This window comes from Parabacteroides sp. APC149_11_2_Y6 (genome assembly GCF_054506995.1).
Genome location: NZ_CP173709.1, coordinates 3989849 through 4002543, shown reverse-complemented (window position 1 = coordinate 4002543; position 12695 = coordinate 3989849). Strand labels below are relative to the sequence as shown.

The window sequence follows — 12695 nt, the reverse complement described above, 5'->3', positions numbered from 1 at the left end:
CAGATCAATAAAACTCAACCAAACATGGATTGTCCTCGGGTTGTATGTCGTGGATAATCCCATTTTTATCTTTTATTGGTATGTCTTGCAGCATATCCGCTTCTATATAGAGTAATAGACCGGATGAACTTTCCCCAATGTTTATTGTTTTCAGAAAGCTCATATCTTTCAATCCGAATAGGTCGTTCTCTATGTTGGATGTAACAGAAAAACTTCCGACTGTACATGCTTCGGCGGCGGTTGCCGGGACAGAAACAATATATTCGTCATTTTCAGAACGTATATTGACAATGGTTTTTTCTTTTAACTTCTGTATCCCTCGAATATAAGGCTTTCGTTGGCCTATATGCCAGATATAGTCTTGTCCGTATTGTATGAATAAGTCGAGTAATTCTTTATCTGATAATAGTTCTTGGCAATTGCAAAGGATACCCCTGTGGAAATTTTTCTTTTCCAGATCAAAAGAAACATAGCTGTTAGCCATACCTAATTGAAATATCAATTGGGAAGAATATTGCCGGAACTGAACCGGACGCCAAACAATATAAGCAATCTCTTTCTCTAAAAAAACGGAAATAACTTTGCCCTCTTCATTTGATAATGTTAACATTTGTTTGTTTTGCCCTGTCAATAGTAAAATATGGGAAACATCAATACGTTTGAATTTATTAATAACAAAAGGATAATGGATGGACTGCAAATAGGTTAAATGCTCCGCATCATAGATCTTAATATGATCGTAGTCACATAACCATATTTCATCCCGACCATCAACTGTATATACGTCAAAATCACCTATATACGTATACTCTTCGGGGCCACTACCCAGGCAATTCAAGGATGAAATAAACTTCCCGTTCTCATCAAAACGGAGGATCCACCGATCATCTGAAAGCAGGTAATAGGTGTTGTTATGTTTCTTTATTTTATAAATCTTTCCTAACAAAGAGTCATCAGTTGTCTCCAATGGGATTAAACGGCATGAATCAGTCAATAGCTCGGATAATTTTATTTTGTTGCCGGATGGCGAAAATGATTTTAAATTACTTATCAGCACAGGTGATTCCCTCTTTTTATCACAGGCGATAAAAGTAAATATAAAAAGTATGCTGCCAATACAGATATAAAGTAAACGGTTCATCGTCTGATTTTTTTTAATTTTGTCTTTATCAATATCCAATCATCTCCGTTATCGTCCTTCGACAATAATTCAGCCAGACATTTATATGAAGGCTTTTTTTCTGTATATTGTTCTATCAAATCCTTTCGCCTAAATGTAAAATATAGCTGTTCTCCGTCCCCTCCTACAATATCACTGCATAGCCCGTCGAATACACTGTCGAAGGTTGATAATTTGTTTGTTCTCAAGTCAAGCATGCAATAATGATTCCGTTTACCTTCCAACTTGAAAAAGAGATGTCCGCAAGCCTGATAGAAACCATTAATAGTAAAGATATATTGTTTCTTTTGCATTAAAGAAGCAAACTCTTGATCCGAAAATCCTTTTGCCGGAAACATTTCTTCTACCAACAAATCACCGGAAAAATCTAACCGGCAATAGGCCTCTACAGTATTAATCTTTGGATTATACGTATAGATTGTATCGTTATTCGGAAAAAGACAGTACATTATTTTATTTTTTGGTTCCAAAGTAAAGGTATTGTGAGGGATTTTTCCATTTATATGTTTTTTTGTGTCACGGTAAATAACAGCTTTTTGTATAGATAATGAATCTTGCAAAGAAATAAGGATATTAAAGGGTGACTTGGTTTCTAACCGTCCGTCGTAAAATAAAAAATGTGTTTCATCAGGCATACACATGCTTACGGCAGTAAAGGGTAATATTCTCCGTCTGATAAATTCTCCTTTTAGTGAATATTGATTGAGATACTTGTGGTCATCTAAGATTAGCAATTCATTTTTTAGGGTATCAATATAAATATCTGTTGGGAATACAAGTTTGTTCTTCCCTCTATTATCTATCTTTTTTAAAAGTTTTCCAGTATCTGTATAAACAAAGACTGAAAAATCTGATAATGAATAGACATAGATATAATTTAGATAACAAAGGACCTTCCAATTTTCAAGGTAATAATTATCCGATAGCACCACACAGGAAATATCTTCTATCCAGTCTGCGAATATCAAACTTGTATGGTCATTCATATTTATGGTAGGAACGGAAATCGATCCTGTTTGCTCTTTAGGATAGGAGCATGCGTATAATAAAGGCAATAATAATAAAATGAGTTTTTTCATATTTGTTGTTTAAAGAATATTCCACACATTAATAATTGTAGTAAAATTAATGTGTGGAATAATAGATGAGAAAATTTTACTCAGTAGAATGCCCAGGCTTTACAGCACCACAAGCACACTCATATCCTGCCCCTGTAACAATGCAAATAACTTCTTTTTCTGAAGCATCACGAGTAGCCCAATGACAAGTGGATCTTGGTGTAATGTTTTGTGTTAAAGCAGTTATATTTTCTAATGCTAAATCAGACGGCGATAGTTCTGTTTTTTCAGAATTAGAACTCCATCCTAATGTTACAATCATTATCAGTAATGTTGATAATATAAATTTCTTTTTCATAAATATTGATTTAAATTAAATCATATTACAAATATAGGTGTTTTTTATATACTAGATAATAAAAATACACTTAATCTCATAAGGGCACCCAAAAATTAAATATTTGTATTGTTTCTTGCTGTAATATATAATATGTTTTTGATATTATATGGGATGATAATTTTTCTGCAGAGAATATTCAGTTAGCGACTCGAACATATTTATTCTTCCGGAGCAAACATAGGGTCCCATGCCGGGAGGCGGGTCGGTTTCTGTTTTAATACTTCTTGAACCTTGGAGGTGATATATTTTTTATCGACAACAAGGCGGAACATGTATTCGTTGAACCATTCGTCGGTCATAATCAGGTGACCGGCATTCGCTCCGGGTCCCCAGCTATTTTCAACCATCCATTTTTTAGGCGTACCGTTAGCATCGAGGTCAACAGCCATCAAGGTCATAGCATGTGACGAACCGCTGCTGAATGTCTGGATACGCTGTTTCTTGTCCATACCGAAAGTTGTTCCCATCAACGAGCCGTAATCGTAGTAATTAACGTCCAGCAAACCTCTTTCACGGTCGAAAAATTTACCTACGTCGCAGGAGAAATACATCATAGTGCTGTCTTTGATTGAGGCAATAGCCATTTCTTTAATATCTTCAATCGGAAGGTTTACGTAAGTCCAGTTTTTACCGTCATAACGGTGACGGTCGAAATCGATTTCATACAATTTATAAAAATCACGACTCGGGTCATTCATCAACATCACGTAGTTGTTCGTCAGGTCTTGTCCGATATATTCGTCGAAGAATGATTTCGGAGTATATTCTTTCGTTTCAACCGGTTTGCCTTGTGCATCTTTGCGTGTCCACGTAAATTTCGTAGGAGGTTCGCCCAGGTTCAGTACTAACATACGGTAAACAGTACCCAGCATTTCTGTTTTCTGCTTTTCCAAATCTGTTACTTTGGTCCCTTTTGCGGAGGCTTCTCTCAATTGCAGACCGAATTCTTTCAGTTTCAGTGCTATCAGGTTAGCCATGCGGCCCGTACTTTCACTACTGTTTGTTTCAACCATCACGTCAGAAGGCACAACACCATATTTCCCCAGTATGTCGGAAATTCCGGTAAACTGGCCGCCATCGCTTAAAGGATTCTTAAACAGCCATTCAACCATTTTATCATCCATCGGCTTTTCGCGGGTGTCGATGATGCCTTGCAGGAATAGATTGGCTTTTTCCAGTTGATCCCAGAAAAATGAATAGTTCTGGGAGAATTGGAAGTCGCCCATTTTATATTTTTCAATCGCTTGTGCACGAAATACATTTAAACCTGTAAACAGCCAGCAACGACCGGATGATTTCTGGTTGGTAATGCCTTTACTGTTTACTTTGTTCGAGAAATACGTGTCGAAATTGTTTTTACTGTCAGAATTAACTGCCAGTTTGTTTATGTCATTATTGCTAATGGCATTGTGAATGGCTTTATCAGCCGGCGTCCCTTGGTAAGCTTGTTTGATTTGCTGTAGCATTTGTGGCGAAATACCGCCCTTGTCCTGTTGCGCTTGCGCCGAGAAGGTAATACTCAAAGCGAGTGCGGACATCCATAAGAAGTTTTGTTTCATAAGACCAATGTGTTTTTAGGATTCTATAGAGGCAAAGATAAGAGTTTAATAATAAATTGCAGCCATAAAATCTTTGTCTAAATTAACCATATAAGCTAAAAAATTAATTTAAAAGGTCGAGATTCGGGATTTAAAAATGTTTTTGTGAGTCTTGCGTTATAAATAATGTTCCTTTCCGGATAAATGAGATTAATTCTGTTTTGTGTTTTGTTAAACAAAACGATATATTTGTTTCGTGAGTCAACCAATTTTAAAAGAAGAGTTTTATGAAACATTTCCGGCTATTTCTTATTTGTGTATTTTCTTTGTTTGGAACTTCTTGTTTCGGGCAAATGCTTGCTCCGGGGAATGAACGACCGATAGCGTTGAATACAAAGGATGGAACTTTGAACGGAAAGCTTTGTCTGCCTGCAAAAGGAGAGAATATCCCGGTCGTTTTATTAATATCAGGTTCCGGACCAACGGATATGGATGGTAATTCGGCCATAGGACAGATGAAGAATAACTCGCTGAAATACCTGGCAGATAATCTGGCGAAACAGAATATAGCCTCTTTACGTTTTGATAAACGCGGAATCGCATCCAGTGCGTCAGCAGGAAAAGATGAGTATTCCGTACGTTTGGAAGACTTTGTAGAGGATGTGAAAGGTTGGATAGACCTTTTGGCCCGTGACAAAAGATTTTCCGGTATTCTGATTGCCGGACATAGTGAAGGGTCATTAATAGGAATGTTGGCATCTCAGAACAATCCGAAAGTAAAAGCATTTATTTCTTTGGCAGGTCCGGGAAGACCTATGTATGAATTATTGGAAGAGCAGGTTTCGTCTCAGCCGGAAGTAATCCAGAATATGGTCGTTTCCATAAACGATTCATTAAAACGAGGTAAGTTAGTACCGAATGTTCCATTAGGTTTGCAGGCTTTGTTTCGTCCGTCAGTTCAGCCTTTTTTAATTTCTTGCTATAAATATAATCCGTCGGAGATTGTGAAAACATTAAAGGTTCCGGTGCTGATTGTTCAGGGGAAGACCGATATTCAGGTTTCTGTAAAGGATGCAGAATTACTCAAACAATCGGCTCCTTTTGCTGAAATATGCCTGATAGATAAGATGAACCATGTTTTGAAAGAATGTGATACAACAGAACCGAATAAACAGTTGGCAGTTTATGCGGATCCCTCATTGCCTCTGAGTTCCGCATTAGTTCCATGTCTTACCTCTTTCATTAAAAAGCATCTACGATAAGAGTTTATTCCTAAGCCCGGCAATATCATTGACTATGTAATTTGCCCCGGCTTTTTCCAATTCTTTCCGGTCGCCATATCCATAAAGGACGCCTATGGAGTCGATGTTATTCTCTTTTGCTCCGATAATATCATGTTTGCGGTCGCCAACCATAACGATGGCAGAGGGGTTGTTTAGTTTGTTTGTTTCTAATACATGGCGGATAACGTCTCCTTTGGTATAAAACGAGCCATCCAGCCCGCTGCCTGCAACAAATGAGAAATACTTGCTTAGATTGAAATAATCGAGGATACGTTTAGCAAAGATAGTAGGTTTGGAAGTGGCTAACATAAGAGATTTTCCTTGCAGGTTAGCCGCTTCCAGAAAATCATTTATTCCCTCATACAGTTTATTTTCGTAAATGCCGGTTTCTGCAAACCGTTCCCGGTATTTTACAATCGCCTCCTTTGCCTGTCCGTCTGTAAAATTATAGAATTCGCGAAACGAATCGTAGAGGGGAGGACCGATAAAAGGGTAGAGGACTTTTCTGTCTTCTACCCCGATACCGAAATGATTTAATGCATATTCTACAGATTTTGTAATACCTTCAGCCGGGTCTGTAATCGTACCGTCCAGGTCTAAAAGAATATATCGATAATTTAGCATTTACTTGTTTCTACCTGTTAGAAATTGATGTTTACCCCAATCATTGCACTGAAGCTTTGGAGCGGGTAGCCATAATACATTTCGTATTTTTGGCATAAAACGTTATTTAGTTTCAGGTACAATCCGAATGTATCATTGAATGCATATGTTCCGGTCAGGTTCAGTTCATTGATGTTCTTCATCTTCTTTTCTCCATAACCGATAGCCATAGTTTTGCGGTCTGTTGCCAGATAATAATCCAAAGAAGCAGACAGTTTGGGAATAGGACGAACCGTTACACCGGCAGTGAATTCCATTTTAGGCTTTCCATATGCAGCATAGGTAACGTTAGAATCATCCGGAGATTTTACTTTCCAGTGATTATAAACTCCTTTTACATTAATATCGAATAGTTCCTGATAGCTATATTTCAGGTTGATTCCTGCAAATAAATGGTCTGCATCAGCCTGGAAGGCATTGCTTACGTTGCCGAAATAGTTTTTGCTGTAATAATAGCCCGGAATAAAGAATACGTCATTCTTTGTAATCTTATATCCTCCGAATACGTCAAACCAGAATCCCGGAACGATACCACTTTTGATACCGATAGTTGCATCCAGGAAGTTACGGGATGGAAGCAGTTCCATGGTAGGATTGATATAACGGTTTACCTGGGAAATGTCGTACATACTGTTGGAATATAATTTCCCGGTTGCGATAGCATACAATACAGTCTTGTCTGCAACTTCTATGTCTGCTGCAATGTTGGGAGAAGCCATTATCTTTTTGTTTTCTCCGGTAATGAACATCACATTAGCTCCCAGTTTTACATTCCAGTTGTCGCCTTCTACCTTATAATAAGGAGAAAGGGTACCTTCCGCATGATTTTCGAAGAACAGGTACGGAGTATTGCCTTTTAAGGGGAGGTTATAGTTGAAGTATTCGAAACTACCGCCTAACCCAATAAGTTGGTTACCACCGAAAGCCGCATTCAAATCGAATTTTACATCAAATGTATTCTCGGCAGGTCCGTTCAACTCTTTTTCTAATGCGTATTTATGAGAAAAATAGGTATAACCCAAATCCAGCATATATCCGAAAGGAGCACCTTCTTTTGATTCGATGCCGACTTTACCCTGCACGGTCTGGTTTACCTGGTTTGTACTGCGGTCTGTAAAATCCGGGTCGAAACTGTTAGTGGTGTTATACATCGGAAGCCCGTAATAATTGAAGCCGGAGTAGCCATATTTGAAACCGGCATTAAATACTAACTTATCGAATGCATGCTTATAGTTGATGCCTCCCACGTTATCATTCAGTTTGGCTTTTACTTTTTCGTCCCAGTCTATGTATTTTACTTTGCCGTTAGTGGAACGGTGGGAAAGCCAGATATTCAGATTGTCTTTTTCCGTACTCAATATATGGTATCCGAAATCGCCGTTGATATTCAGATACGTACCCAGACCGAAGTTAAAATAACCACGACGCTTGTTGTATTGGATATCTGTCATCACATTGCCGGAAGGGAGCAGGCTGATTTCTTTTTCAGGGTCTGCCGGCACGGTAAATGTGGCATAAGAAATAGGCATTTTCTTAACTACCGGCATTTTTATCACCGGAAGTGTGTTGACTTTGTTGGCATCCTGCACCGTCGGGTCATATTCCCGTTCCAGTGTCATTTCTCGGTTCAAGTCTTTTTCCTTTGTCTTGTCTTCCTGCGCACTGACGGTTGCAACGGAACCCAGCAGGGTTATTACGCACAAGGCTTTTATATTAGATACTGTCTTCATCGTTTTTTAATTCTTTAGTTTACCCAATCTGTTCTTTATCATTCCTGCAATGTCATCGTCACCCTTATAGTTGTTTTGCAAACTGGTCAGATATTGACGTGCCTGGAAATCGTCGCCGCGGTGGATATAAATATCAGCTAACAGGATAAATCCGCGTGCCAGCCAGTATTGATGAGGTGTTCCGTTTTCAATGAAATTCATCAGCACTTTTTCTGCATTCTTGTCGTCATTACCGTTAAAATAGAGTTGAGCCAGCAGGTAAGTCGCTTCTGCACCTTGCACCGTACGTGTATCTTTGCTCAATTCTTTCAAATCAGGTAAAGCTTTGTTTTCCTGTTTCAGTTCGATATACGCTTTTGCACGGGCATAATGTGCTTCAGCCTGTAGTTCGGGTGATAATTTGGTCGCTTTCAACAACTCTGTTGCAGCCAGCAGTGCTTCTTTCGGTTCGCCAGCCTGTACGGCACAACGCATAATCCCGAGTGAGGCAGCCTGTTTGTTTTCCGGTTTTTCGGCAACTACCTGCAATTGTTTGAAACTTTCTAATGCTGCCGGATAATCTTTCGTTACATATTCGATTTCCGCTTTACGTGCGATCGCTTCTTCGCGGAATTTGATGTCTCCGCTCTTTACAACAGTGTCGAACAGACGTTTTGCTTCGTCATATTCTTTTTTAGCAAAAGCAATACTTGCCAGATAGAAATTTGCGTTTGCACTGAATGCTCCTTCCGGGAATGTTTGTAAATAATTATTCAGGCTCTTGCGGGCTCCTTCGTTATCACCACGCGTAAATAATTTTTCAGCAGCCAGATAAGTAAGAGAATCTTGTTCGCTCACTTCAAAATGGACATTACCGCCCAAAGAGTTGGCATAGTTTGCAAACGAATTGATATCGTTCAATTCAAGATAAACGGACTTCAAATCCTGTAAGGCAACTTTCGCTTCTTCACTTCCCGGATAATTACTGATAACATGCTTATAGGCATCAGCTGCTTTTTCCGGTTGGTCACTGTTGAAATAAAGCAAACCTAACTGGATACCGGCTTTACGGGCAAGGCTGCTTTGAGGGAACTTGCTGATTAGTTGTTGGAAAGCCTGTGCAGCAGACTGGCTGTTTTCAATCAGCACATAAGTACGTCCTTTTTCATACAAAGCATCGTCTACATATTGGGATTCCGGATATTCGCGAATCAAGCGGTCCATCGCATTGATTTTTCCCTGGTAGTCTTTCTGTAAGCCAAGCAGGAAGCCTTTCTGATAAACAGAATAATCTCCGGCTGAAGGTTGTAGCTGAGCTGCCTTTGAGTAGTTTTCCTCTGCCATGGCGAACTGGCGGTTCTGGTAAAGGCAGTCGCCGATACGGTTATAAGCGTCAGACAAAGAAGCAGCCTGCTGGTTGCTTTCCAAATCGGCATATTGGCGGAAACGGTTCAATGCTTCACTGTATTGTCTCAGCTTGAAGTAACAATAACCGAGGTTGTAATGAGCAAGTGCATACATATCGGTGTTACGCTGGCGGGTATTGTTAAGGTAAGTACGGAAGTCCGATATGGCATTGGTATATTCTCCCAAGCGGTAATAAGCTTCTCCACGCCAGAAATAGGCTTCGTTGCGAGCTTCCATATTATAAGAGCCTAAAGAAATGGACTGGCTGAATAAACTAACAGCTTCATCCAGTTTCATATTTGTAAAAGCCTGTGTTCCCAGCTGGAACAAAATATCCTGTTTGGCTTCCAGTATCTTTACACTCGGATGTTTGATCTTATTGATAGATTTTAATGCCGCATCGTAATTCTTGGTGGTAAGATACACTTCTACCAGGTAGTCGTTTACTTTGTCGGCATATTGTGAGTTCGGGAAATCATTCAGGAAATCTTCAAAGATAGTAACAGACTCTCCGAAACCGGTGAACGCCGTGTCATGTATCAACAATGCATAGTTGTACAAGGCAACCTCTTTGATTTGTTTATCGTAAGATGCGGTAGCCGCAGCTTCGAATGCCATACGTGCATTGTTTTTATTCCCCAGTTTCAGGTAAGATTGCCCAAGATAAAGATAGGCATTCTGGGTCAAGGCGTCATTTTCGTTGACTGTCCGTCCCAAAGCCTTTATAGCATCCTGGTAGTTCCCTTTATTATAGTAGCAAACACCCAATATGTATAAATCTCCTCGCAACGGATTGTCGGTGGAAGATACATATTGGCTTAGCATACTGATTGCTTTGTTCTGGTCTCCCAAATGGTAGTATGAGTTACCTAAAATCCGGTATACTTCGCTATTATTTTTACTGTTCGGATAAGAGGATAGAAGTTCTTCCCCTTCGTTTATCACTTTTTCGTATTTGCTTTGGATGAAATAGATCTGTGCGATATAATAGAGTGATTGTTCCCGGTAGGTCGGGTTTTCCTTTAAACGATTGAATTCAATCAACGCATTATTGTATTTCCCTGTAGCATAATCGATATAAGCGACATAATAGGAAGATGCTTCTTTATATTTGTTTCCAACCTGGGTAATACGGGAGAAATAGCTTCTTGCTTTGTCTTTGTCGCCGGTCTGAAGTAAGGAGTACGCCAAACGGAACGAGTAAGTTTCCTGCTGTTCAGGGCTTAGCATATCGATATCAGCTTCTCTGAGCCAGAAAATAGCTTTTTGATATTCTCCTTCTCCGAAATGGACGGAACCGATCAGGAAATTAATTTCATCGCTATGCCGTGATGACGGATAGTTTTCCAGATAATCTTTTAATAACTCTCCGGCGTTCGCACGTCCCTGTTCGTAAGCGGAGCAAACCAGCATATAGTCTGCTTCCTGGATAAGGTCCGTATTCGTGGAGTGTTCTTTATAAGCTTCCAGCTTGTCGATACACCCGGAATAATTTTTTAAACTGAATAGTTCTTTACCTTCTACAAACAGACGGTCCGGTGCATCAAACTGATGGGATCGTTGCCCGCTTGCCACATGACTTCCCAACACTAAACATAGTGGAATAAGTATTCTCTTCATCACTCTTTTGCTTTTCTTTATAAAAATATAACGCAATAAGTCTATTATATGTTGCAAAGATAGATAAAAATGCCTGATTTTCGGTTTGCTATGAGTGAAATTTGAAAGCAGACTTTATTCAGGTCTGCTTACGATATAAGGCTTTTTAAAATCTATTCGGGTATTTTTAAGGATATCCACCTCATCCAACAGAATTGCGGATGGCACAACGTAAGATGTTTTCACATCATTAACAACACGATTGTAAATATTTTCTTCAGACGATACGCCGGAAATACGCTTCATGGAACGCAGTAGCAAATCCTGTATGACAGCTCCCCGTATAGGTGTTTCTGTACCGGTGGTAACATCAACCCGGCGGATTTGGATGGGGGTATTGGCATTCAGTTTGCGTATGATGTAGGCATAGGCATAGTCTTCTTCTTTTGCTGCATTAATCAATTTTTGCTTGAGTTGGGAAACCGGTTCTGTTTGCTTGCTGCATAAACGGAGCACTCCGGGATATATCCCGGCATCATTACCTCCGATAGAACTTCTGGCATGTCCGTTGGATTGGCTGAATGATTTTGTGGGTGTGCGGGAAGTAAGCATGTCGATTAATACGCCATCCTTGATTAATGTGCATGCTTTATCGGGAGCCACTCCCTGAGCGTCGACCGGATAATAACCGAATAACTTTTTATCCTTATATTCGGGAGTTCCGCTCATCGCTATAAGTGACAAGTCACGCGAAATCACTTTTTTATTTATAAATGCGTCTAAAGCGTTACCACGGGTTCTTTCGCTATCGTAGCCTTTGAATCTTTCGCTTAGGATTGGCTTGCGTTTGGCAATGATACCATTGTTATTGTTGACGAAAAGATTGCAGATCAGGTCGGCTACAGCTTCGCCTTCAAAGAGTACCGGACCTACATAAGGTTCATCTATCATGGGGGCATTCTGTATTTCCTGAATAAATTCCGCTTGTTTTTTACATATTGCTTTTAGACTTTCCAGGGAGGGTAAATCTTCAAAAGAACTGTAAGGCATACTGGCTTCGTAATTGATTGTTTCCCCATCTTTAGTCTGTGCCTGAGTATAAATAAACATGAGGACCAGCTTGTTTGAGTAACGGCATATGGTTCCTTCACTGTTACAGTATCTTACGTCTGCATTCCCGATATATATACGGATATAGGAGTTATCGATATTTTTATAATCAGCAAAGACTTTGGAGGCTTCTTTGATGTATTCACTTATTTTTTTTCGGTCGGGTTGTTGCTGATGAACCGGATAGATATGAGTGGAAGCTGTCATTTTTTGAAAGTCGGGAATATTTTTCTCTTCTTCCGGGATTTCTATCTGGTTGATAAGACTTTGTTTGTTGTTGTATTGCTCGGCGGCCTGTTTATATTTTTTATCCAGAACGCGCCATATTTCAGTACGGATTGCTTCGTCATTTGTGCCGTTAACCATTCGGGATGGTTGTTCGTGCTGATAGAGCTGCTCGTATGAGAGGAGTACGTTCTGGTTTGTATTCTGGTAGTCGCCGACGACTACATTCGCCGTACCATTATTCGCCTCTCCGATGTTGTCATATACCAGGCTTCCTAACACAGCTTTAACGACCAGTAGAGAAAGTGTATTCATTCGGTAGTCGATAAAACAGGGGGATACTACATGGGCGAGCTTTAGCCCTTCCATGTTCCGTTGAATTTCTTTTTGTATGCTGTTTAATACTGGGTCTTTATCTGTTTCGCTGGCTGATATTGTTGGAGTTCCATTAGAAAGCAGCATGATAGTGGCAATCAGGGATAATAGGGAATGTATATTTTTCATGATATTTTTTATTAATGGG

General features: G+C 39.6%; 9 protein-coding genes. 1 reads left to right on the top strand and 8 read right to left on the bottom strand.

What is annotated here, in order from left to right; all coding sequences use genetic code 11:
- Nucleotides 1–4 precede the first annotated feature (4 nt).
- From ACGE0T_RS16670 to ACGE0T_RS16655, 4 genes are all read right to left on the bottom strand, one after another.
- Nucleotides 5–1141: a 6-bladed beta-propeller gene (locus ACGE0T_RS16670; protein WP_459187718.1), complete on the bottom strand. Its 1137-nt coding sequence runs from the start codon at nucleotides 1139–1141 to the stop codon at nucleotides 5–7.
- Nucleotides 1138–2259, bottom strand: coding sequence for a 6-bladed beta-propeller (locus ACGE0T_RS16665; protein ID WP_459187717.1), 1122 nt, complete (start codon nucleotides 2257–2259; stop codon nucleotides 1138–1140). Before ACGE0T_RS16665 ends, ACGE0T_RS16670 begins: the two co-directional genes overlap by 4 nt.
- A gap of 76 nt (nucleotides 2260–2335) precedes the next feature.
- Nucleotides 2336–2596: a hypothetical protein gene (locus ACGE0T_RS16660; protein WP_459187716.1), complete on the bottom strand. Its 261-nt coding sequence runs from the start codon at nucleotides 2594–2596 to the stop codon at nucleotides 2336–2338.
- A gap of 200 nt (nucleotides 2597–2796) precedes the next feature.
- Complete coding sequence (locus ACGE0T_RS16655; protein ID WP_459187715.1) at nucleotides 2797–4197, bottom strand: C1 family peptidase; 1401 nt, start codon at nucleotides 4195–4197, stop codon at nucleotides 2797–2799.
- Between the two features lie 266 nt (nucleotides 4198–4463).
- Between ACGE0T_RS16655 and ACGE0T_RS16650 the strand changes: the two genes are divergently transcribed.
- Nucleotides 4464–5438: an alpha/beta hydrolase gene (locus ACGE0T_RS16650; protein ID WP_459187714.1), complete on the top strand. Its 975-nt coding sequence runs from the start codon at nucleotides 4464–4466 to the stop codon at nucleotides 5436–5438.
- On the opposite strand, the gene ACGE0T_RS16645 is transcribed toward ACGE0T_RS16650, so the two are convergent.
- From ACGE0T_RS16645 to ACGE0T_RS16630, 4 genes are all read right to left on the bottom strand, one after another.
- On the bottom strand, nucleotides 5430–6083 hold the full coding sequence (locus ACGE0T_RS16645; RefSeq protein WP_459187713.1) for an HAD family hydrolase: 654 nt from the start codon (nucleotides 6081–6083) through the stop codon (nucleotides 5430–5432). The genes ACGE0T_RS16650 and ACGE0T_RS16645 overlap by 9 nt on opposite strands.
- A gap of 17 nt (nucleotides 6084–6100) precedes the next feature.
- The gene (locus ACGE0T_RS16640) at nucleotides 6101–7852 is read right to left on the bottom strand and encodes a TonB-dependent receptor (protein WP_459187712.1); all 1752 of its coding nucleotides are present in this window, start codon (nucleotides 7850–7852) and stop codon (nucleotides 6101–6103) included.
- Nucleotides 7853–7858: 6 nt separating this feature from the next.
- Nucleotides 7859–10858: a tetratricopeptide repeat protein gene (locus tag ACGE0T_RS16635; RefSeq protein WP_459187711.1), complete on the bottom strand. Its 3000-nt coding sequence runs from the start codon at nucleotides 10856–10858 to the stop codon at nucleotides 7859–7861.
- Nucleotides 10859–10972: 114 nt separating this feature from the next.
- A complete protein-coding gene (locus ACGE0T_RS16630; protein WP_459187710.1) occupies nucleotides 10973–12676 on the bottom strand; it encodes a metallopeptidase TldD-related protein in 1704 nt (567 codons plus the stop codon).
- Nucleotides 12677–12695: the final 19 nt, after the last annotated feature.

What these genes read in the sequence shown, in the direction of transcription:
- ACGE0T_RS16665 (WP_459187717.1), bottom strand. Translation starts at nt 2,259, where the DNA reads ATGAAAAAACTCATTTTATTATTATTGCCTTTATTATACGCATGCTCC.
- ACGE0T_RS16645 (WP_459187713.1), bottom strand. Translation starts at nt 6,083, where the DNA reads ATGCTAAATTATCGATATATTCTTTTAGACCTGGACGGTACGATTACA.
- ACGE0T_RS16630 (WP_459187710.1), bottom strand. Translation starts at nt 12,676, where the DNA reads ATGAAAAATATACATTCCCTATTATCCCTGATTGCCACTATCATGCTG.
- ACGE0T_RS16650 (WP_459187714.1), top strand. Translation starts at nt 4,464, where the DNA reads ATGAAACATTTCCGGCTATTTCTTATTTGTGTATTTTCTTTGTTTGGA.
- ACGE0T_RS16660 (WP_459187716.1), bottom strand. Translation starts at nt 2,596, where the DNA reads ATGAAAAAGAAATTTATATTATCAACATTACTGATAATGATTGTAACA.
- ACGE0T_RS16640 (WP_459187712.1), bottom strand. Translation starts at nt 7,852, where the DNA reads ATGAAGACAGTATCTAATATAAAAGCCTTGTGCGTAATAACCCTGCTG.
- ACGE0T_RS16655 (WP_459187715.1), bottom strand. Translation starts at nt 4,197, where the DNA reads ATGAAACAAAACTTCTTATGGATGTCCGCACTCGCTTTGAGTATTACC.
- ACGE0T_RS16635 (WP_459187711.1), bottom strand. Translation starts at nt 10,858, where the DNA reads ATGAAGAGAATACTTATTCCACTATGTTTAGTGTTGGGAAGTCATGTG.
- ACGE0T_RS16670 (WP_459187718.1), bottom strand. Translation starts at nt 1,141, where the DNA reads ATGAACCGTTTACTTTATATCTGTATTGGCAGCATACTTTTTATATTT.